The 21,149-nt window shown below is 71.3% G+C and carries 20 protein-coding genes; 13 read left to right on the top strand and 7 right to left on the bottom strand.

Annotated features, from left to right (window positions below; translation table 11 throughout):
* The first annotated feature begins 95 nt into the window (after nt 1-95).
* Together AC4D2C_RS09910 and AC4D2C_RS09905 are read left to right on the top strand one after the other, a co-directional pair.
* Nucleotides 96-1,100: an ABC transporter permease gene (locus AC4D2C_RS09910; protein WP_490914489.1), complete on the top strand. Its 1,005-nt coding sequence runs from the start codon at nt 96-98 to the stop codon at nt 1,098-1,100.
* The gene (locus tag AC4D2C_RS09905) at nt 1,097-2,038 is read left to right on the top strand and encodes an ABC transporter permease (RefSeq protein ID WP_490914488.1); all 942 of its coding nucleotides are present in this window, start codon (nt 1,097-1,099) and stop codon (nt 2,036-2,038) included. Before AC4D2C_RS09910 ends, AC4D2C_RS09905 begins: the two co-directional genes overlap by 4 nt.
* A gap of 163 nt (nt 2,039-2,201) precedes the next feature.
* Here AC4D2C_RS09905 and AC4D2C_RS09900 read toward each other — a convergent pair whose 3' ends face one another.
* From AC4D2C_RS09900 to AC4D2C_RS09880, 5 genes are all read right to left on the bottom strand, one after another.
* The gene (locus AC4D2C_RS09900) at nt 2,202-3,197 is read right to left on the bottom strand and encodes a DUF5996 family protein (RefSeq protein WP_490914486.1); all 996 of its coding nucleotides are present in this window, start codon (nt 3,195-3,197) and stop codon (nt 2,202-2,204) included.
* 82 nt (nt 3,198-3,279) lie between these two features.
* Nucleotides 3,280-5,154, bottom strand: a complete 1,875-nt coding sequence (locus tag AC4D2C_RS09895; RefSeq protein ID WP_490914484.1) for a dipeptide ABC transporter ATP-binding protein — start codon at nt 5,152-5,154, stop codon at nt 3,280-3,282.
* A 56-nt stretch (nt 5,155-5,210) separates the two neighbouring features.
* The gene (aroQ, locus tag AC4D2C_RS09890) at nt 5,211-5,738 is read right to left on the bottom strand and encodes a type II 3-dehydroquinate dehydratase (RefSeq protein WP_490914483.1); all 528 of its coding nucleotides are present in this window, start codon (nt 5,736-5,738) and stop codon (nt 5,211-5,213) included.
* A gap of 7 nt (nt 5,739-5,745) precedes the next feature.
* A complete protein-coding gene (locus tag AC4D2C_RS09885) occupies nt 5,746-7,071 on the bottom strand; it encodes an MFS transporter (protein WP_490914481.1) in 1,326 nt (441 codons plus the stop codon).
* A 149-nt stretch (nt 7,072-7,220) separates the two neighbouring features.
* Nucleotides 7,221-7,802, bottom strand: a complete 582-nt coding sequence (locus AC4D2C_RS09880; protein WP_490914479.1) for a TetR/AcrR family transcriptional regulator — start codon at nt 7,800-7,802, stop codon at nt 7,221-7,223.
* Nucleotides 7,803-7,914: 112 nt separating this feature from the next.
* Between AC4D2C_RS09880 and AC4D2C_RS09875 the strand changes: the two genes are divergently transcribed.
* Nucleotides 7,915-8,337 (top strand): organic hydroperoxide resistance protein, encoded by a 423-nt coding sequence (locus AC4D2C_RS09875; protein WP_490906815.1) that lies wholly within the window; start codon nt 7,915-7,917, stop codon nt 8,335-8,337.
* Nucleotides 8,338-8,393: 56 nt separating this feature from the next.
* On the opposite strand, the gene acs is transcribed toward AC4D2C_RS09875, so the two are convergent.
* Nucleotides 8,394-10,352 carry an acetate--CoA ligase gene (acs, locus tag AC4D2C_RS09870; protein WP_490914477.1) on the bottom strand — a complete coding sequence of 653 codons (1,959 nt, stop codon included), beginning with the start codon at nt 10,350-10,352 and terminating at the stop codon, nt 8,394-8,396.
* Nucleotides 10,353-10,610: 258 nt separating this feature from the next.
* Here acs and AC4D2C_RS09865 point away from each other — a divergent pair, with 258 nt between their 5' ends.
* From AC4D2C_RS09865 to AC4D2C_RS09855, 3 genes are all read left to right on the top strand, one after another.
* Nucleotides 10,611-12,113, top strand: a complete 1,503-nt coding sequence (locus tag AC4D2C_RS09865; RefSeq protein WP_490914475.1) for a hypothetical protein — start codon at nt 10,611-10,613, stop codon at nt 12,111-12,113.
* 66 nt (nt 12,114-12,179) lie between these two features.
* Nucleotides 12,180-12,983 carry an endonuclease III gene (gene nth, locus AC4D2C_RS09860; RefSeq protein WP_490914473.1) on the top strand — a complete coding sequence of 268 codons (804 nt, stop codon included), beginning with the start codon at nt 12,180-12,182 and terminating at the stop codon, nt 12,981-12,983.
* Nucleotides 12,976-13,680 carry an NUDIX hydrolase gene (locus tag AC4D2C_RS09855; protein ID WP_490914472.1) on the top strand — a complete coding sequence of 235 codons (705 nt, stop codon included), beginning with the start codon at nt 12,976-12,978 and terminating at the stop codon, nt 13,678-13,680. The genes nth and AC4D2C_RS09855 overlap by 8 nt, the downstream gene beginning before the upstream one ends.
* 8 nt (nt 13,681-13,688) lie before the next feature.
* Here the strand turns inward: AC4D2C_RS09855 and AC4D2C_RS09850 are convergent, their stop codons facing one another.
* Complete coding sequence (locus AC4D2C_RS09850; protein ID WP_490914810.1) at nt 13,689-15,386, bottom strand: bifunctional 3'-5' exonuclease/DNA polymerase; 1,698 nt, start codon at nt 15,384-15,386, stop codon at nt 13,689-13,691.
* 103 nt (nt 15,387-15,489) lie between these two features.
* Here AC4D2C_RS09850 and ssd point away from each other — a divergent pair, with 103 nt between their 5' ends.
* The 7 genes from ssd to AC4D2C_RS09815 all read left to right on the top strand — a co-directional run bounded on the left by ssd (nt 15,490) and on the right by AC4D2C_RS09815 (nt 20,873).
* Nucleotides 15,490-16,566 (top strand): septum site-determining protein Ssd, encoded by a 1,077-nt coding sequence (gene ssd / locus AC4D2C_RS09845; protein ID WP_490914471.1) that lies wholly within the window; start codon nt 15,490-15,492, stop codon nt 16,564-16,566.
* Complete coding sequence (locus AC4D2C_RS09840) at nt 16,563-17,876, top strand: TadA family conjugal transfer-associated ATPase (protein WP_490914470.1); 1,314 nt, start codon at nt 16,563-16,565, stop codon at nt 17,874-17,876. The genes ssd and AC4D2C_RS09840 overlap by 4 nt, the downstream gene beginning before the upstream one ends.
* Nucleotides 17,873-18,661 carry a type II secretion system F family protein gene (locus AC4D2C_RS09835; protein WP_490914468.1) on the top strand — a complete coding sequence of 263 codons (789 nt, stop codon included), beginning with the start codon at nt 17,873-17,875 and terminating at the stop codon, nt 18,659-18,661. Before AC4D2C_RS09840 ends, AC4D2C_RS09835 begins: the two co-directional genes overlap by 4 nt.
* Nucleotides 18,661-19,272, top strand: a complete 612-nt coding sequence (locus AC4D2C_RS09830; protein WP_490914466.1) for a type II secretion system F family protein — start codon at nt 18,661-18,663, stop codon at nt 19,270-19,272. The genes AC4D2C_RS09835 and AC4D2C_RS09830 overlap by 1 nt, the downstream gene beginning before the upstream one ends.
* 146 nt (nt 19,273-19,418) lie before the next feature.
* On the top strand, nt 19,419-19,967 hold the full coding sequence (locus tag AC4D2C_RS09825) for a DUF4244 domain-containing protein (RefSeq protein ID WP_490914464.1): 549 nt from the start codon (nt 19,419-19,421) through the stop codon (nt 19,965-19,967).
* 164 nt (nt 19,968-20,131) lie between these two features.
* Nucleotides 20,132-20,494, top strand: a complete 363-nt coding sequence (locus tag AC4D2C_RS09820) for a TadE family type IV pilus minor pilin (protein ID WP_490914463.1) — start codon at nt 20,132-20,134, stop codon at nt 20,492-20,494.
* Nucleotides 20,487-20,873, top strand: coding sequence for an Rv3654c family TadE-like protein (locus AC4D2C_RS09815; protein ID WP_490914462.1), 387 nt, complete (start codon nt 20,487-20,489; stop codon nt 20,871-20,873). Before AC4D2C_RS09820 ends, AC4D2C_RS09815 begins: the two co-directional genes overlap by 8 nt.
* Nucleotides 20,874-21,149: the final 276 nt, after the last annotated feature.

Genomic DNA, 21,149 nt, shown 5'->3' with positions numbered 1-21,149 from the left:
GACCCGCAGCACGGGCCGGCCACTGATCACGGTGGCCGGCCCGTGCGTGTGCTACCCCTGCCCGGCTGCCGCCGGTCAACCCGGAAGGACCTCCAGTGTTACGCGTCATCGGTAAACGGATAGCCCTGCTCATCCCCACCCTGTTCGGCCTGTCCATCCTGCTGTTCCTGTGGGTGCGCAACCTCCCCGGCGGCCCGGCCACGGCCCTCCTCGGCGAGAAGGCCACACCCGAGGCCATCGCCCGGGTGAACGAGCTCTACGGCTTCGACCGCCCGCTCATCACCCAGTACCTGACCTACATGGGCAAGCTGCTGCAGGGCGACTTCGGCGTCTCCATCAACACGGGCCGCCCGGTGCTCGAGGAGTTCGCCACCCGGTTCCCCGCGACGATCGAACTCACCGTCGTCGCCCTCATCTTCGCGATCGGCGTCGGCATCCCGCTCGGCTACCTCGCCGCGCGCCACTACGGCCGGTTCCTGGACCACAGCTCCGTGGTGCTGAGCCTCGTCGGGATCACCATCCCGGTGTTCTTCCTGGCCTTCATCCTCAAGTACCTGTTCGCCATCCAGTGGTCCCTCCTGCCACCCGACGGCCGGCAGAGCCCCCGCATCGACGCCACCCACTACACCCAGTTCTACGTGCTGGACGGACTGCTGACCGGCGAGTACGACGCCGCCTGGGACGCCTTCCTGCACCTGATCCTCCCCGGCCTGGCGCTCGGCACCATCCCGCTCGCGATCATCGTGCGGATCACCCGCGCCTCGGTCCTCGAGGTGCAGAACGCCGACTACGTCCGCACGGCGCGGGCGAAGGGCCTGATGGAGCGCAGCATCCGCGGCAGCTTCATCCTGCGCAACGCCATGCTCCCCGTCGTCACGACGATCGGCCTGCAGCTCGGCCTGCTCATCTCGGGGGCGGTGCTCACCGAGACGGTGTTCGCGTTCAACGGCATCGGCCGGTTCCTGCGCGACGCCATCTTCGGGCTGGACTACCCCGTGCTGCAGGGCTTCATCATCTTCATCGCGATCCTCTACGCGCTGATCAACCTGATCGTCGACCTGTCCTACTCCGTCATCGACCCGAGGGTGCGTGTGCAATGAGTGCCATCCTGCCTCCCGCCGCCGGCGGTTCAGCGGCCCCCACCGACCCCGCGGTCGACACCGGGGGAGGGACCGGTCTGTGGAAGGACGCGTTCCTCCGCCTCCGCCGGAACCCGCAGGCGGTCGTGGGCGCCGTCATCATCGGCCTGTTCCTGCTCGTGGCCGTCCTCGCCCCGATCATCGCGCCGTACGGCGGCAATGACCTACCGGGCCGTACCTTCATCACCCCCACCACCATCCCGGGCCCCGGGGAGATCGAGGGCTTCCCCCTCGGGCTCGACCGCTTCGGCGGGGATGTCCTGAGCAAGCTGATCTGGGGCGCCCAGGCCTCGCTCCTGATCGGCGTCGTCTCGACGGCGCTCGGCCTCGCGGGCGGCATGCTGCTCGGCATCCTGGCCGGCGGCCTCGGCGGCTGGGTGGACAACGTCATCATGCGTTTCGTCGACATCCTGCTGTCCGTCCCGAACCTGCTCCTCGCCGTCAGCATCGCCGCGGTGCTCGGGCAGAGTTCCTACGCCATCATGATCGCCATCGGTGTGTCCCAGATCCCCATCTTCGCGAGGCTCCTGCGCTCCACGATGCTGTCCCAGCGCGGTGCCGACTACATCCTGGCGGCACAGACGCTCGGGCTCAGCCGCCGGACGATCACCATGAGCCACCTGCTGCCGAACAGCATGGGACCCGTGATCGTGCAGGCCACCCTGACGCTCGCCACCGCGGTCATCGACGCCGCAGCCCTGTCCTTCCTCGGTCTCGGCGGCGGGCTGCCCCAGGCCGCGGAGTGGGGGCGCATGCTCACCTACGCGCAGGCGGAGCTCGCGGTCGCACCGCAGCTCGCCTTCCTGCCCGGTGCATGCATCGCCATCACGGCGCTCGGTTTCACGCTGCTGGGTGAATCGCTGCGCGAGGCGCTCGACCCGAAGACACGGCGGAAGTAGTCCCGCCGCAGGACCCGCGCACGACGGCGGCCATCACCCCTCGACGGTGGTGGCCGCTGTCGTGTCCGGGGCCTTCCCCGGACCGCATGATCACCGACCGCATGATCACCGACCGCACTATCACCGGCACATGGGGCTCCTGGGGCGGACCCGCCTACTGCGCCTACCGCGCGTGCCGGTCGAGGCGGTGCGGATCGATCAGCAGGCCTGGGTCCCAGGAGCCCGTGGTCGCCGCGGCGCGATAGGTGGCGCGCAGGAACTCGAGCAGGGTGGCGTCAGGATCCGCCGCGGTGCGTACGGCCTCGTAGGGCAGGAGGAACTGGCGGAACTCGTCGCTGTAGAAGGCGCCCACGACGCCGGTCACAGCGTCGCGGTAGCCCTCAGGCTCCGGGTACGCGTAGGAGTAGAAGGCGCCCTCCTCGCCGCCGCCGGGCCAGAACCCGCAGCTGGAGAGCTCGTGCGAGTAGCCCTCCTGCATGACCCAGTCGGCGCAGTTCGGAGCGCCACCGGGGTGCAGGGGTGCGGGTCGGCCCGAGAAGCGCGTGCAGGCGAGGTCCATGGCACCCCAGAAGAAGTGCACGGGGCTCACCTTGCCGAGGAACTCGGCGCGGAACCGGGTGAGCACGCGCTCGGCCTGGACGAGCTGCCGCCAGAACGCCGTCACCGCCCCGGGATCGTAGGATGCGTGGTGATGGTCCTCGGCGAACGGGACGGCGGGCTCGACCTCCGTGGGGACGGGCCGGATGGGCGCCTCGATCCCCAGGTCCGACAGCGCCGCCATGGTCCGCTCGTGGAACCGGGCGACGGACTGCGGTTCGAGGGGCACGCTGCGGTCCTCGCCGGAACTGCTACGGACGAGCAGGCGATGCGCGACGACGTCGACCTCGAGGTCGAACATGCCCGCGCGGTACGGGATCGCGGACGTGCCGAGCCCCCGTGGCGTCACGTACAGCGGAACCTGCCACCAGTGGTTGACCAGCGGGGCGTGCGCCATGCGGATCTTGCCGACCACCTGCAGCCACATGTGCAGGGTTGCCTGCGTGTCCTGCCAGTCCGCGACGCGCAGCTGCGGCCAGGCGTCCGACTCCCCGTCCGCCGTCATCATGCCGCCTGCTGTACCCGTGCTGCCTGTACTGCCCGTGCTGTGCTGCTCGCTCATCGTGCCTCCCGCTGTCCGGTGGATCAGACCACAGTAGGGGCTGCCTCGCCCAGGGGACAGCAGGGGCGCGGTCCCGCCCCGCTCAGGACGCGAGCTCCCCGTCGATGTTCAGCTCGTTGCCCGGGATGGAGGCGAGCAGCCGGCGTGTGTACGGGTGCCGCGGGTTCTGGAAGACCTCTTCGGAGCTCGCGGCCTCCACGAGTTCGCCGTCCTTCATCACGCACACGTAGTCCGAGATGAGGCGCACCACGGCGAGGTCATGGGAAATGAACAGGTAGCTCAGGCCCAGCTCGGACTGCAGGTCGCCGAGGAGCTTGAGGATCTGCGCCTGCACCAGCACGTCGAGCGCGGAAACGGGCTCGTCGCACACGATCAGTTCGGGCTGCAGGGCGAGCGCCCGTGCGATCGCGACGCGCTGCCGCTGCCCGCCCGAGAGCTCGGCCGGGTAGCGCCGCAGGGTGTTCTGCGGAAGGGAGACCTGGTCCATCAGCTCACGGACCCGCGCCGCGCGCTCCTTCTTCGAGCCACGGTGGTAGGCATTGAGCGGTTCCTCGACGATGCGCTCGATCGTGAACATGGGATTCAGGGACGAGTACGGGTCCTGGAAGATCGGCTGCACACGCTGGCGGAAGTCGGAGAGCTGCGCCTTGTCGAGCGTGGCCACGTCCATCCCGTCGAACGTCATGGTGCCCGACGTCGGCTCGATGAGCTTCAGCAGCATGCGCGCCGTGGTGGTCTTGCCCGAGCCGGACTCGCCGACGATCGCCACGGTCTGCCCGCGCGGGACGTCGAGCGTCACGTTCTTCGCCGCGTAGAAGTCCTCCTTGCTGCCGCGCCGCTTGTAGATCTTCGTGAGGTCGCGGATCTCGACGATGTTCGGGGGAGCCCCGTGGGCCGCCCTGCCCGTGACCCCGGAGGTCGCGGACGTTGGGTTGGCCCCTGCCGCCTCTGCCGCCTCTGCCGCCCCGGTCGGCCGGTCCGACGACGATGTCGCGGCGTGGGCGCCCGATGGCGCGTGGCCGGCGTCGTGTTCCGCTTCGTGTTCCGCGAACACCGCCTCGGCCAGTTTCAGGCGCGACGCGGCATCCGCCGTGAACGCACCGGGCCGCAGGCGCACCGCGGCGACACTGGGAGCCGCGCGCACGAGCGACTGCGTGTAGGGGTGCTGCGGATCGTTGAGCAGCTGCTCGGCCGGCCCGGTCTCGACCACACGCCCGCGGTGCATGACCACGAGTTGCGAGGCGCGCTCGGCGGCGAGGCCGAGGTCGTGCGTGATGAGGAGCACCGACGTACCGAGCTGCTCCGTCATCGATTCGATCTGGTCGAGGATGGTGCGCTGCACCGTGACGTCGAGGGCCGACGTCGGCTCGTCGGCGATGAGGAGCCGCGGCTGGCATGCGAGGCCGATCGCGATGAGGGCCCGCTGCCGCATGCCGCCGGAGAACTCGTGCGGGTACTGCTTGGCGCGCTCGCCGGCGTCGGGCAGCCCGGCGGCGGTCAGGACCTCGATGACGCGCTGCTTGACGTTCTTCTTGGTGGCCATGCCGTGGACCAGGAGCGTCTCGGCGACCTGCGTGCCGATCTTCGTCACAGGATTCAGGTTGGACATCGGGTCCTGCGGCACGAGGCCGATCGCACGGCCACGGATGGCGCGCATCTTCGCCTCGGGCAGGGTCGCGAGATCCTGGCCCTCGAACAGGATGCTGCCCGAGGTCACTCGCCCGTTGCCCGGCAGCAGGCCGATGCAGGCCATCGCCGTCGTCGACTTGCCCGAACCCGACTCGCCCACGATCGCCAGGGCGCTGCCGCGCTTCAGGCTGAAACTCGCGTCCTCGACCGCGTGGACCTCGCCGTGGGTGGTCCGGAAGGTCACCGCCAGGTTCCGCACCTCGAGCAGGGGTGCGTCGGGGTTCTCGGGCTGGGCGACCGCGCTACCGGCAGGAGTGATGTCCGTCATAGCACCATGGTGCCCTATGGGAGAGTCCGAAGCCCTCCGCCCGGCGATGGGCGGCGCTAACTTTTCGGGAACGATGCCGCGCCGGTGCCGGCGTTGCTGCCGGTGTCGGCGTCCCTCGGCGTGGCGGCACCGCCATCCGCGGTGATCCGGCCGGCGAGGTGGTCGACGGCGAGCCGGTAGCCGTCGATGCCCGCCCCGACGATCACGGCGTCGGCCACCCCCGAGATGTAGGAGTGGTGGCGGAACTCCTCACGCCGGTGCACGTTGCTGATGTGCACCTCGACGACGGGCAGGCCGATACCGGCCAGGGCGTCGCGGATGGCGATCGACGTGTGCGTGAAGGCTCCGGCGTTGATGACGATCCCGTCCGCGGTGTCCCGCGCCGCGTGGATCGCGTCGATGAGCTCGCCCTCGTGGTTGGACTGCACCGCCGTCGTGGTGCACCCGCGCTGCTGCGCGGCGTCGTCGGCCAGGTGCACGACGTCGTCGAGCGTGGCCGTGCCGTACACGGCCGGTTCACGGGTACCGAGCAGGTTCAGGTTCGGGCCGTTGATCACGAGGATGCTGGGCGTGCGCTGCGTCATGCCCCCACTATGCCGCACGGGTGCCGGCGGGTACCGGATCGGCGAGCCGTGCCCGCAGGCGCACCGCTCCGAGGGCGCCGGCCACCGTCACGAGGCTCATGGCGGCGAGGACGACGCCGGGGTGCCACCACGCGCCGTCCGTCGCGATACCGAAGCGCTGCGTGATCGACGGCGCGAATCCGGCGACGATCGCGGCGATGCTGTAGGCGAACGAGAGGGCTGTGAACGCCGTCGCCGGCTTGAAGATGTCCGCCATGAGGCCGCCGAGGGCTGCCCAGCTCGCCGTGGGCAGGATCCCGCCGAGGATGATCGCGGCGATGTACATCGGTTCGGTCGCGATGCTGATGACCCAGTACAGCGGGAAGGCGATCAGCGCCGTCCCGAGGGCCCCGCCCGCGACGACCTTCGCGGAGCCGATGCGCATCGCGAGGTAGCCGAACGCCGGGATGGTGCCGAGTTGGAGGATCGACCCGACGAGGGCGGCGTTGAGCACCGTGGCCTGGGAGAGGCCGAGCGTCTCGGTGCCGTACGCCTGGGTGTAGGTGACCATGAGGAAGTAGGAGCCGATGCCGAGGACTGCGGAGGCGATGGCGACGACGATCGCGACCGGCTGGGACTTCAGGACCTCGAGGAAGGGGATACGGGGCAGCTGGTGTCCCTCGCTCGCCTGCTTGAACACGGGCGTCTCGTCGATCGCGAGGCGCAGGTAGATCGCGACGGCGAGGAACGGGAACGCGAGCAGGAACGGGATGCGCCAGCCCCAGGTGGTCATGACGTCGGGGGCCACGACGGCGAGCACCAGGAAGATGGCCGAGATCAGCATGGTGCCCACGGGGGAGCCGAGCTGGGGGATGGACGCGTACAGCGCCCGCTTGCGGGGTTCGGCGTGCTCGGTCGCGATGAGGATGGAGCCGCCCCACTCGCCGCCCAGGGAGAGTCCCTGCAGGAAGCGCAGCGCGGTGAGGATGATGGGCGCCCAGATGCCGATGGTGTTGTAGTCGGGCAGCAGGCCCACGGTCCCCGTCGCGAGGCCCATGAGGGTGATGGTCCAGATCAGGGTCCGCTTGCGGCCGATCCGGTCCCCGAGGTGGCCGAAGAGGATGGCGCCGAGCGGGCGGGCGACGAACCCCATGGCGAACACGAGGAAGGCCGAGAGGGTCCCGGCCAGCGGATCCTGGTCGGTGAAGAAGACGACGTTGAACACGAGCGCGGCTGCGGTGCCGAACACGTAGAAGTCATAGGACTCGAGGGCCGTTCCGACGAAGGAGGCTCCGGCGACGCGGCGGGCCATGCGTGGATTCGTGACGGGGGGCTGCTGGACGGTAGTGGACACGGTGAAGATTGTCCTCCCGCCCCGGCATGCGGGCCACGTTTCAGGACGAACGTCACATCATCCGTCCTTGCGGCATCATCCTGGCGCGCTTGCGGCATGATCCGGGCGGGCGTCGGACGGGGGGGCACCCGCCGGGAACGGGTCCGCCGTCAGGCGGGCAGGGGCGAGCCGAGGTGCGCGGCGACGATGGCCCGTCCGGCGGTCACGAGCTGCCCGGTGACGGCGCCCGGATCACCCATGAACCCGTGCACCATCGCACCGTCGCGCAGCATGATGAGCTGGTCCGCCACGACCTCGGGCCGGTCCACGCCCAGCTCCTCCAGCAGCCCGACGACCACGCCGTGCAGCCAGGCGCGGTACCGCCCGACCGCGGCGCGGACCACATTGCCGTCCGCCGGGTACTCGGCAGCGGCGTTGATGAAGGTGCAGCCGCGGAAGCCCGGCCGGCACGCGGCGCTCCCGTTGGCCGCGGCCAGGCGGAGCAGCACGGCACACGCCTCCCGGCCGGCGCCCCGCTCGGCATCGACGGCGGTCTGCAGCTGTTCGAGCTGGGCGTCGAGGTACGCCACCACGAGCTGGTCCTTCGACCGGAAGTGCCGGTAGAACGTGACCTTGGTGGTGCCTGCGTCGGCGATGACCTTGTCCGCACTGACCGAGCGGATGCTGTTCTCGTCGAACAATCGGGTCGCGGAGGCGAGGAGTCGCTCGCGGACCGGCAGGGAGGTGTCCATCATGCTCCTGATCGTCGCACGGCACCTGTGGATTATGCCGCTGTAGAGTGACTAGTTAGTCTACTAGGAAGCGGGTCGCCGACCGGGCACCCCGAAGGAAGGTCTGACACGCATGAGTGCTCTCTACACGGCAGTGGCCACGGCGACGGGCGACGGACGCAACGGCAAGGCGCACACCGACGACGGACAGCTCGTCGTCGACCTCGCGGTCCCCAGGGAGATGGGGGGCACCGGTGGGGCCACGAACCCCGAGCAGCTCTTCGCCCTCGGCTACTCCGCCTGCTTCCACAGCGCCCTGAAGCTCGTCGCGAGCCGCAGCAAGGCGAAGATCAGCGACACCGCGGTCACCGCCGAGGTCAGCATCAACCCGGTGGAGGGCGGCGCGTTCCAGCTCGCGGTCGCCCTCCACGCCGAGATCGGCGGGGTGGACCAGGAGACGGCCGATGCGCTCGTCGCGCAGGCCCACCAGGTATGCCCGTACTCCAATGCGACGCGCGGCAACATCGAGGTCACGGTCGACGCCACGATCGGCTGATCCCTAGCTGACGCGCGAAAGGCCCCCGCGCAGGCGGGGGCCTTTCGCGTATCCGGCTACTTCCGGAGGGAGACCGCGATCTGCTGCATGATCGTCGGATCGGACAGCGTCGTGGCGTCACCGACCTCACGGCCCTCGGCGACGTCCTTCAGCAGGCGGCGCATGATCTTCCCGCTGCGCGTCTTCGGCAGTTCCGGGACCACCAGGATGTTCCGCGGCTTGGCGATGGGGCCGATCTCCTTCGCCACGTGGTTCCGCAGCGTCGTGACGATGTCGTCGTCGTCCTTCGCCGATCCGCGGAGGATCACGAAGGCGACCACGGCTTCGCCGGTCGTCTCGTCGCTCGCCCCGACGACGGCGGCCTCGGCCACCGACGGGTGGCTCACCAGGGCCGACTCGATCTCGGTGGTCGAGAGGCGGTGGCCCGAGATGTTCATGACGTCGTCCACCCTGCCCAGGAGCCAGATGTCGCCGTCGCTGTCCTTCTTGGCGCCGTCGCCCGCGAAGTACATCGCGTCGAAACGAGACCAGTAGGTGTCCTTGAACCGCTGCGGGTCACCCCAGATCCCGCGCAGCATGGAGGGCCACGGCTCGCGGATGACGAGGTAGCCGCCGGAACCGTCCGGCACCGACTCACCCATCTCGTCGACGACGTCGATAGCGATCCCCGGGACCGCCACCTGCGCCGAGCCGGGCTTGGTCGCGATGACCCCCGGCATGGGGGCGATCATGTGCGCGCCTGTCTCCGTCTGCCACCACGTGTCGACGATCGGGGCCTTGCCGCCGCCGATGACCTCGCGGTACCACATCCACGCCTCGGGGTTGATGGGCTCTCCGACGGACCCGAGGACGCGGATCGAGGACAGGTCGTACTTCTTCGGGATGTCGCGGCCCCACTTCATGAACGTGCGGATGGCCGTCGGCGCCGTGTACAGGATGGACACCCTGTACTTCTCGATGAGTTCCCACCAGCGGCCCTGGTGGGGGGTGTCCGGCGTCCCCTCGTACATCAGCTGCGTGGCGCCGTTCACCAGCGGCGCGTATGCGACGTAGCTGTGCCCGGTGACCCAACCGATGTCCGCGGTGCACCAGAACACGTCCGTCTCCGGGCGCAGGTCGAAGGTGTTCTTGTGCGTGAACGCGGTCTGCGTGAGGTAGCCGCCCGTGGTGTGCAGGATGCCCTTCGGCTTTCCGGTGGTCCCCGAGGTGTAGAGGATGAAGAGGGGGTGCTCGGCGTCGTGCGCGACGGCCGTGTGCTCGTCCGGGGCGGTGTCCACGGTGTCGTGCCACCAGAGGTCGCGGCCCTCGGTCCATTCGACCGGCTCGTTGTTGCGGCGGACCACGACGACGTTCGTGACCGTATGGCCCTCCCGCTCGAGGGCGCCGTCGACGGCGGGCTTGAGGGCGCTCGGCTTGCCCCGACGGAACGTGCCGTCGGAGGTGACGACGAGCTTCGCTTCCGCGTCGTCGATGCGGCTGCGCAGCGCGTCCGCGGAGAAGCCACCGAAGACCACGGAGTGCACGGCCCCGATGCGGGCGCAGGCGAGCATCGTGACCACGGCCTCGGGGATCATCGGCAGGTACACGGCCACCCGGTCGCCCTTCCGGACGCCCAGGGACTCGAACGCGTTGGCTGCCCGCTTGACCTCCCGGGTGAGCTCCGCGTAGGTGATGGTGCGGGTGTCGCCGGGCTCGCCCTCGAAGTGGATCGCCACGCGGTCGCCGAGACCGGCCTCGACGTGGCGGTCGAGGGCGTTGTAGGCGGCGTTGACCGTCCCGCCGACGAACCACTTGGCGAACGGCGCGTCCGACCAGTCGAGGGTCTCCGTGAAGTCCTGGTCCCAGGTGAGCAGCTCCCGGGCCTGCCGGGCCCAGAACTCCGTGCCCTGTTCGCGTGCCTCGTCGTAGAGGGACGGCTGCGCGACGGCGTTCGCAGCGAACTCCTCGCTCGGCGGGAAGCGGCGCTCCTCGTGCAGCAGGTTCTCGAAGGCGTCGCCTTGGCGATCGGCGCTCATGTTCTACCCCTTTGTGACGTGATCGTATGGTGTGCGGCGGCAGACGGGACGCCCGGTGCCCGGTCGGGCGGCCGCGCGCCTGTGTGCTTGTCCGCGTGCTGGCGTGCTCGTGTGCGCGCTGCGAGGCGCTTCAAGGGAACATTACCGAGTCCTTCGAGTCCTGTGTGTCCAGCGTCACAGGGCCTAGCCGAGCTGGGGCGATTGTGCGGTGAGCGGTGCCCGCTCACCGCCCCTCGTCGGTGGAGAAGGCGCGGGCCGGTGGCTAGGGTGGAAGAAGGTATCCACGACCGGCGGCCGAGGGCTGCGGGCGATGAGCGCTACGAACGGGAGTACACCATGACGGAAGCATCCGAGGGGAAGCGCGCCACCGGCGTCTCATCGGCGGGATCACGGCCCGGCTCCGGGCACAGCGACGCTGCGCCCGTCCAGGATTCGACGGCGGGAGCCGGCATGCCGAGCGCCGGGACGTCGGTCACCGGCACTGCGGGCTCCGGCACGTCGCTCGCCGGGACTTCCGGGACCTCAGCGTCCGGCACCTCGACGACGGATGCCCCGACGGGTCCGAGCAAGGCGGTCGCGGGACCGTTCACCCTGCGGGAGCTGATCTTCGGGGGAGGCGTCGCGCTCGTCTTCATCGGCACGCTGCTGCCCTTCATCGGCGGGGACGTGCTCTACACCAACTTCTGGAGCAGTGCGTCGCTCTTCTTCATCGGTATCGGCATCCTGTTGCCCGTCATCGCGCTGGCACTGCTCGCCGCACGACGGCTGGGCAGCTCCGGGCTGCGGGTGGGGTCGTTGTCGGTCGACCAGTTCGCGTCGGTCACCGCCGTCCTCGCCGCGACGTTCTTCTTCCTGCAGACCGTCACCGCGTACCACGTAGGCCCTCTCGTAGCCCTGATCGGTTCGCTCGGCATGCTGGCCGCGAGCGTGGTCGCCCCGTTCCTGCCTGTCCTCAAGGACGACTTCACGGACCGCCCCGAGGTACCCGCCCGCACCGCGGCCCGCCCCATCACCGCTGCCCGCCCCCGTCCGCCGAAGCCGGCCAAGCCGGCCAAGCCGGCAACTCCTGTGGACACCGCGGCGGCTCCCGGCAGCGCGGGCCGGACGACCCCGTCCGGCATCAATCCTGCTGCCGCCGGTGTCCGCCAGAACGGTGCGGGCCTGTACGGTGCGGGCGGTGCAGGGGCCGTGGGCGCGGGCGCTGCCGCAGCCGGCCAGGCCGGCATCGAGCGCGGCCCCTCGACCCCGGCCCCGGCCTCGTCCGATACCGCGGCAGGAGACGTCGGGCGTCCTGACCAGGCGGCGCACGGCCAGGTGGGCGCGCACGCTGTGGGCCACTCCTCGGGTGAGACCTCGGGTGAGACCTCGGATGAGACCGACGGCCCCGCTACGGCGGACCATTCCTACTCCGCCTCGGTCCAGCCCGAGGAGACGCGCGTCCATGACGTCGTCGGCGACGACACGACACGGACCTACGCGCCGGCCGACTCCTCCACCGGGGAGCGGGCCCGCCAGGAACCGATCACGGCGACCCGTTCGACGGACGAGGAGCCCGTCGTCGAGGCGTTCTGGTTCGCCGTCGGGTCCCAGCGGCCGGTCTACGACGAGCAGACCGGCCGCGAGGTCTTCCGGCTGCAGCCGGGCGACTGGGAGGTGGGCATCGAGGACCGCGGCAGCGAGTTCCTCGTCCAGGACAAGCGCACGGGTGCCGTCGGCATCCTGCGCGACCTGCGCAACATCGAGCGCGCCCCCCGCGACTGAGACCGAGCGCCACCCCTGCCACTGCCCGAGTTGGTCCGAGAAGTACCGCTGGAAGGAGACACGCACGTGGCAGGCAGGAAGCCCGGGGTCGAGGAGGAATCGCCGGTCGCGCTCAAGCGCCGGGCGCGGAAGATCAACAGGATCCTGGGTGAGACCTACCCGTACGCGGTGGCGGAACTCGATTTCCGGAACGCGTTCGAGCTGCTCGTAGCTACCGTCCTGTCGGCGCAGACGACCGATGTGAGGGTCAACCTGACGACGCCGGCGCTGTTCGAACGCTACCCGGACGCCCGTTCCCTCTCCGAGGCCGACGAGGCGGAACTGCAGGAGATCATCCGGCCGACAGGCTTCTATCGCGCCAAGGCCAACAGCCTTCTCGCGCTGTCCCGGCGCGTCGTCGACGAGTTCGACGGAGAGGTCCCCGCCCGCCTGGAGGACCTCGTCACGCTGCCCGGGGTCGGGCGCAAGACCGCCAACGTGGTCCTCGGGAACGCCTTCGGGGTCCCGGGCATCACCGTCGACACCCACTTCGGGAGGCTCGCCCGCCGGTTCCGGTGGACCACTTCCGAGGACCCGGTGAAGGTGGAGATGGACGTCGCGGCCCTCTTCGACCGCAAGGACTGGACCATGCTGTCCCACCGCGTGGTGTTCCACGGGCGGCGGATCTGCCACGCGAAGAAGCCGGCGTGCGCCGTATGCCCGGTCGCCGCGCTGTGCCCGTCGTTCGGTGAGGGGGAGACCGACCCGATGAAGGCCGCGAAACTGCTCAAGTACGAACTCGCTCCGGGTCGGGAGGACCTGCTGGAGCTCATGCGCGCCGGACGATCCCGCGCCGAGCTCCGAGACGCCGGGCACGGCCTGGGTGCCTAGCCCTCCGGTCGGCACGGTGTACGACGACCTGGCCGCGTGGGTGAGCGCGAAGGCCGCGTCGGGGTCGGCGCTGGTCCGTCCGGGCGGCTGGCAGTTCGCCGCGCTGGATCCCGCCCGGAGCCGCCGGGCGGCGGTGCTCGTCCTCTTCGGCGTCCGCGACGGCGTCGAGTCCGCATCTGCTGCGACCGGTCCGGGCCGGGACGACCTGGACATCCTCTTCCTGATGCGGGCCGCCTCCCTGTCCAACCACCCCGGCCAGGTGGCGTTCCCCGGGGGCGCGATCGACCCGGGCGACGCCGACGAGGGCGCGGCGGCCCTCCGCGAGGCGCACGAGGAGACGGGACTGGATCCCGCCGGCGTCGACATCGTGGGGACGCTTCCGGAGGTCGGCCTCCCGGTCAGCAACTTCCTGGTCACTCCGGTCGTCGCCTGGTGGACGGAGCAGTCGCCCGTGCACGCGGTGGACGCGGCGGAGTCGGAGTCGGTCTTCCGGTGCCCGGTGGCCATGCTCCTCGACCCGGCGCATCGTCGGACGGCGGTGGTGCGGCGGAACGGCTTCGTGAGCCGGACGCCCGCGTTCATCACCCCCGACGCGGTGATCTGGGGGTTCACGGCGTTGCTCCTCGACGCGGTGTTCGACGGGCTCGGCTGGACCATGCCCTGGGATCGGTCGCAGGAGATCCTGGCACCTCTCTGAACCGGCGCCTACTTCGCGTCCGCGTAGGACGGGACCGTGACCGTCGTGATGGAGAACTCGATGGGGATGGCACCGAAGATCAGGCGGGTCGCAGCGCGTGCGGCCTCCTCGAGGACGATCCGCGCCTCCTCGGCCCGGTCCGTCGGGACGTGCAGCACCACCTCGTCGTGAAGGAAGAACGCGATGCGGCTCCGTGGTTCCGGGATGGTGCTCGCCGCGAGGCGACGACGGATCTCGGCGAGCCAGCAGAGGGCCCACTCCGCGGCGGAGGCCTGCACCACGAAGTTCCGCGTGAAGCGGCCCCGCGCCCGTGCGGCACCGTCCGCCCTGCGCTGTTCCTCCGCCGTCGTGGTGCGCTGTCTGGCCCGCCATTCCTCGGACGCGGGCGGGCACCCGCGGCCGAGATGGCTCGCCACGCCGTCTCCCGCCTCGCCCGCCCGCGCTGCCGCCTCCACCACGCCGATGGCGCGCGGGTAGGCGCGGGTCAGCTGCGGCATCAGCCGGCCGGACTCGCCGCTGGTAGCGCCGTACATGGCGCCGAGCATCGCGAGCTTGGCCTTCGCGCGGTCACCGCCGAAGCCCTGGTCGGCGATGCCCTGATAGAGGTCGCGGCCGCGTGCTGCGGCGGCGAGCGCCGAGTCCTGCCCGAGGGCGGCCAGCACCCGCGGTTCGAGCTGCGCGGCGTCGGCGACGATGAAGACATGGCCCTCGTCCGGCCTCACGGCGTCGCGCACCTGGTGAGGGATCTGCAGTGCTCCGCCGCCCCGCGACGCCCAGCGTCCGGAGACGACCCCGCCGACCACGTACTCCGGGCGGAAGCGGCCGTCGTGCACCCAGGTGTCGAGCCAGGTCCAGCCGTTGGCGGTCAGGAGCCGGGAGAGTTTCTTGTAGGCGAGGAGCGGACCGATCGCCGGGTGCTGCTGGCGCTCGAGTTCCCAGGACCGCGTGGTCTTCACCTCGATCCCGGCCCGGTGCAGTGCACGCAGGACCTCCTGCGGTGAGTCCGGATTCAGCCCCGGGTTCCCCAGGGCCGCCCGCAGCTCGCCGGCGAGCCGCTCCAGCTCCCTCGGCCGGGCGCCCTCCGCCGGCCGGGGGCCCAGGCTCCGTTCGAGCAGCTCCTCGTGGATGTCCCGGCGCCAGGGGAGGCCCCAGAACTCCATCTCGGCCGCGATCAGGGCTCCCGCCGACTCGGCCGCGACGAGCAGGTTGAGGCGGGCCGCTTCCGTGGCGTCGGTGACGGCCGCGAGCTGCCGGCCGAACTGGTCGACGACGTCGTCGAGGAACGGGCCCGCCGTGGCCTGCGGTTCGTCGAACAGCGACTGCTGGTTCGGTGCGGGCGGAAGCGGTGGCAGCGAGGCCCGTGCGGGTTCGGTGCCGTCGTCCGTCCGTGCCGTCGCCCGCAGGGAGTCGATGTACGGGGAGGGGCGGCACGCCGGTGAATGAGCGAGGAGGGCACGGGTCAGCGTCACGTCCCAGCACCGGTCCACTGTCACCCCTGCTGCCAGCAGCTCGGGGTACCAGCGCCGCGTGCGGTCCCAGACCCAGCGCGGGCGGGAGGCCTCGGCCTCGGCGACGGCGGACAGGAAGCCGCCTCGCTCCACGACTCGCGGAGCACCCGTCCGCACGCCGCTCGGATCCAGTCGCTGGAGCGAAACGCTGCCGCTGCCGCCCTGATGCGACGGCGTCGGTGCCACGGCGATGTACATGTCCATATTGTCGGCGGTGGCGGTGTCATTCCTGCAATCCATGGTTGTCCACATACCGGCCGCCGCGGGCCGGCGGCGCGGGCCCTGCGGTGAGGCTTGGTGGATGAGGCAGCAGACCTGGACACCGGAGGCCCGGCGAGGACGCGTGGTCCTCGCGGGCGGCTCCCAGTACGTGCAGGACCAGGTGGCGCGGGCGTGCGCGGCGGCCGGGGCCACGCCGACCTTCGTGGACGGAATCGCGGACGCACTGCCCCTGGATCCGTCGGTGCTGCTCGTCGGGCCCGATCAGGCCCAGGAGGGGGTGGCCGGGCACGAGGAGGTGATCGTGGTGGGCGCGCCGGATGACGAGTCACGCGTCTGGGCGGCCGCGGTGAGCCTGGCGTCGTCCCGGGTCGTCATCCTGCCGCACGGCTCCGGCTGGCTCGCCGAATACCTGGGCCGGTGCCTGAACCCGGCGGCCGCCGGATCGGTGGTCGGCTTCCTCGGGACGGCCGGCGGATGCGGCGTCAGCACGCTCGCCTTCTGGTGTGCGCGCCGCCTTGCCCGCCAGGGACGGCCCACGCTGCTGGTGGATGGGCAGCCATCGCACGGCGGGCTCGACCTCGCCCTGGGGCTCGAGGAGCGCCCCGGCGTGCGCTGGCACGATCTCCGGGAGCTGCGGGGCACCCTGAACGCGGGGCAGCTGAAGTCCGCCCTGCCGACCGCCGGGAACCTCTCGGTGCTGTCCCACACGGCCCGTCCCGGCACCGGCGAAGCGGGTGAGACGAGTGAGGGGATGGAATCCGCGGCTGCGGTGCTCGATGCTGCCCGTGGCGCGTTCGACATGAGCCTGGTGGACCTCGGCGGAAAAATCCCTTCCGGCCCTTCCCTGGTATCCGCCTGCGACCACCTCGTGCTGCTGGTGCCCTCACGTCCGCGCAGCATCGCGGCACTGGAGGCCGTCCTGCCGGAGTACGGCTCGGTGCACGTCACGGTGGTGCTGCGCGGCCCCGTGCACGACGGGCTCGACGCATGGCACGTGGCCGATCTGGCCGGACGGCCCGGCCCGTTGCCGTACCTTCCCTTCGTCCGGGGAGTCGCCACGGCGGAGGCCGGTGGCGGCATGCTCGGCTTCAAGCTCCCCCGGAGGGCACGGAACGTCGTCCACTCCGTCTGTGCCGGGCTGGAGCGCGCGGGATGAGGGGCGGCAGCGGACAGGACGGGCCCACGCGGCGCCAGTTGCGTGCACTGGGCGACCCTCCGCACCGTTCCGGTGCAGGCGGACGGGCCGGCGGCGGGAGCTCACCGACGGATGCTGCCCGGGCGGCTTCCATGGTGGACACCGTCCGCAGGGCAGTCCTGGCGGGGGACGTCCGGCCGACCGGCGCAGCATTCGCGGATGCGGTCGGCTCCAGTGGCCGGCTGCTCGGTTCGGAGGGCACGCTCTCGGCCCTCGACCGGGTGCGAGCCGAACTGAAAGGGCTGGGTCCGCTCGAGTACCTCCTTGCGGAGGAGTCGGTCACGGACATCCTCGTGAACGGCCCCGACGAGGTCTGGGTCGACGGCGACGTCGGGCTCCGGCGGATCGGCCGGGTCTTCTCGACGGACGAGGAGGTCCGCGCCCTGGCGGTCCGCCTCGTAGCGGCCGGAGGCCGCCGCCTCGACGACGGATGCCCCGCCGTGGATGTCCACCTCGGCGGGGTCAGGGTCCACGCCGTCCTGCCACCGATCTCCACGACGGGCACCCTGCTGTCCATCCGCCTCAGGCGCCCCCGGGTGTTCTCCCTCGCGGAGCTCACCACCAGCGGAACCATGACGGTGACGATGGCCGGCGCACTCGCCCTGATGATGAGGCACCGCCTCAACTTCCTCGTCAGCGGTGCCACGGGGACGGGCAAGACCACGCTCCTCTCCGCCCTCCTCGGACTGGCGGATCCCGGCGAGCGCGTCGTGCTGGTCGAGGACGCCGCCGAGCTGAACCCCGTGCACCCGCACACGGTGGGACTCCAGTCCCGCCACGGCAACCTCGAGGGCGCAGGAGTGCTCGACCTCACCGAGCTCGTCCGGCAGGCCCTGCGGATGCGGCCGGACCGCCTCGTGGTCGGCGAGTGCAGGGGGGCGGAGGTGCGTGAACTGCTGGCGGCGATGAACACCGGGCACGACGGCGGGGGAGCGACGATCCACGCGAACTCCGCGGAGGCGGTGCCGGCGCGGTTGAGTGCGCTTGCGGCGCTCGCGGGTCTGACGCAGGACGCCCTCGCGCTGCAGGCCGCCAGTGCGGTCGACGTCGTGGTCCATATCGTCCGCGACCGGCAGGGCCGTCGAGTGGAAAGCATCAACCTCCTGGAAGGCGGCGATCCGGGCGGTCTGATCGTTCGGCCCGTCCTCGTCGACTCCGGAACGGACTGCCGGCGCGCCGCCGGCTGGGACGACTTCGCACACCGCGTCGACTGGCCCGGACCGGAGCCGGACTCCGGGTCCTGGCAGCGGCGTGCAACCCCTGCGCCGTGACGGGGCTGACGGTGGCTCTCCTGCTGGCGGGCGCAGGCATGATCCTGACGCTGCCCCGGGCCGTGCCGCCCGGGGGCTTGGCATCAGTGCGGGGACGCGCTCCGGCTGCCGAGGACGTCCCGTGGCCTCCACCGATGGTGCCCGGTCGGGGCGGCTCGAGGACCCGGTCCGGCGGTCGGCAGGCCGCCGTCGACCCGCACGAGCTTCCGCTGTTCGTCCATCAGCTGGCTGGGCTCCTTCGGGCGGGACGTCCGCCCCATTCCCTGTGGGCGGACATGGAGAGCATCTACGCCGACGGCCGGAGCACGTTCGCGAGGGCGGCCCTGCCTGTGCTCGGAACGGCCCGCCGGGCCGCCGACCTGGGGCTGAGCGTCCCCGACGCCCTCCGTCAGGCGACGGCGGGCGACGGCCGCCCCGGAACAGGCCAGAAGCGGGCGCAGGTCGATCGGCTGTGGGTGGACCTGGCAGGCTGCCTCGTCGTCGCCGAACGGAGTGGGACGCCCCTGGCCGGGATCTTCGAGAGATACGCGGCGCAACTCGACGCCGACCTCGAGGGTCTGTCGGCGCGCGAGACCGCCCTGGCCGGGCCACGGGCCACCGTGCTCCTGCTCGCGTGGCTTCCGGCCGTCGGGTTGGTCCTCGGCTTCGCCCTCGGCCTGAATCCCCTGGCGGTACTGCTGGGATCGTTTCCCGGGCGGCTCGCCCTTGCCGCGGGCGTCCTGCTCATGATCGTGTCGCGCCTCTGGTCCCGCGCCCTCGTCCGTCGGGCCGGAGGTGATCCCTGATGACAGGTCTGGCGGTGTCCCTCCTGCTCGTCGCGGCAGCCCTCGTGGTGTCCGCCCCGTCGGGACGCTCCCGGCCGCGACCCCGGGCGGTGGAGGGACGGCCGGAGCCCCCGGGCATCCGGGACGTACCGCTCGTGCTCGACCTGCTGGCGGTCCTGCTGTCGGCCGGGGCCTCGGTCGAGAACGCCCTCCTGGTCATGGCCGAAGCGTGCGACGCCGGGGTGGGCTCGCCCCTGGGCCGGGTCCATGCGGCCCGACTCCTGGGCGCATCGTGGGAGGCGGCCTGGGATGTCGGGGTCGGGGCAGCTACGCAGGCATCCGGCGCAACACGCCCCGCGCTGCGCCGCCGACGCCGCCACGGATCTGATCCGCGGCGAGGCGTCGAGGACATCCGCGAGGGTCTCCGTTTCGCCACCTCCACGGGAGCGCCGTCAGCGGCGCTGCTGCGTGCCCACGCCGCCCAGCTACGACGACGGCACAACCGCGAGATCGGCAGGAAGGCCGCTGCCCTTGGCGTGCAGCTCGTCCTGCCGCTCGGTCTGTGTTCCCTGCCGGCGTTCATCTGCCTGGGCGTGGTACCCGTCGTGCTGGGCCTCCTGCCGGACCTCTGACAGGGCCGCCGCGCCAGGCAGCGAGTGCTTATCCACTTAGCCCCGTCACTCGCCCGGCACCCCGGGTGGCGCCCCCAGAGTTGGTCCTGCGACGACCGTCGCTCACGCCCCGTGGAGCGGGTTCCACGTCGATGGAAGGAGATGCCATGGCACAGCGATCGCACGACAGGGAGGTTGAGGATCCGGGATCCCGGGATACCGACGCCGGGAGCAAGGGTGCCGTTCGTCCGTCGATCGACCCATCGTCGAAGGACGCCACGGACCGCGCGGCGGATCATGGCTACGCGCACCCCCGACCGGTGCGGGGAGGGACGGCACCAGGCGCCGGGAGGATCACGGGCAACCCGGCCGCGTGCACCGTGCCGTCGCCGCTGTCGGTCGTCCTGCTGGCGCGACCCGTCAGGGCCGAGGACGTCACCTGGAGGACCAGTCCCGCCATGCCCGCCACGGGTGGACCCGGCGGCGGCCGGTCCGCCCGCCGAGCGGACGCGCGGCGTAGACGATCGAACGAGCAGGTGATCCGGCGCCGCGGGGACGAGGTGGTCGACCGGGAAGCCGGGATGGCGACCGCCGAATACGCGATCGCCACGCTTGCCGCCGTGGGGTTCGCCGCGCTCCTCGTCGCGGTCCTGTCGAGCGGTGAGGTCAGAGGGCTCCTGATGTCCCTGATCACCTCCGCGCTCAGCTTCGGCTGATGAGCGGCGACCAGGGCGGATCCGCCGCCAGCCCCCGCGCCCGGTCGTCACCGGGCCGGTCGTCACAGGGCCGGATGTGGACGGGTCGGTCGTGGACGGGCCGGGCGCCGAAGCGCCGGTCATCGACGAGCCGATCGTCGGCGGGTCGGTCGTCCAGACGCCGGTTGTGGACCCACCGTCCGGAGCGGGCGCAGCGGGGCTCGGTCACCGCCGAGGTCGCCGTCGTGCTGCCCGCCCTGGTCGTCCTGCTCGCCCTCCTGGTGGGCACGGCTCATGTGGGGACGGTCCAACTGCGGCTGGAGGAAGCGGCACGTGCCGGCGCCCGGGAGGTCATGCGGGGTGAGAGCAGTGCGTCAGTGGCCGAGACGGTGCAGCGCCTCGCCGGGCACAACGCACGGGCGCGGGTCGAATCAGGATCGGGCTGGGCGACCGTCGAGGTGCGATCGCGGGTCGAGGGGCCGTTCATCGGCCTGATGGGCCTCGAGCTGCATGCCTCGGCATCAGGGAAGGAAGAACACCGTGAGTAGGCAGCCGGGAGCACGCGCCGGGTGGCAGGACCTCGACGCCGAGAGCGGTGCCGGGACGGTCCTGATGGCAGGACTCGCGCTGCTGGCACTCATCCTGATCGCATCGGCGGCCCTCCTGCTGCAGGCGGCGACGGCGGCGTCGAAAGCGGCGACGGCCGCCGACCTCGCGGCCCTGGCCGCCGCCGATGCGGCACGAGGGCTCACCACCGGGGACCCCTGCTCGGCCGCCGAGGCGGTGGCGCAACGGCACGGGGCGGCCGTGCAGGAGTGCTCGATCGGCGTCACGGGTTCCGGGACGGTCATGATCCGCGTGTCGGTCAGCAGCTCCGGTCTGCTGCCCGACGCCTTCGGCGTGGCGAAGGCGGGACCACCGCCGTGAGCGGGGTGGTCCCGCCCCGGATGCAGACCTACCCGGGTGCGTCGGGCCCGGTCGCCGGCCCGACCCGGAGGTGCCACCCGCAGTCCTCAGCAGCCGTTCTTGCGCTACTCGGTGTCCGACGGATTGTCGGTACAGGTCTGACCTGTACCCCCATGGTCGTGACGATCGGCTGGCCCGGCGCCCTGGTTCACCTTGCCGACCCACGAGACCCCGATGACCCACAACCCACTCACCGTCCGGTTGACGGTCACCTCGGGCGGAAGCACGGAGTTCCAG

Source organism: Arthrobacter sp. TJ-240, assembly GCF_058269195.1.
This window is presented reverse-complemented; position numbering and strand designations above follow the sequence as displayed.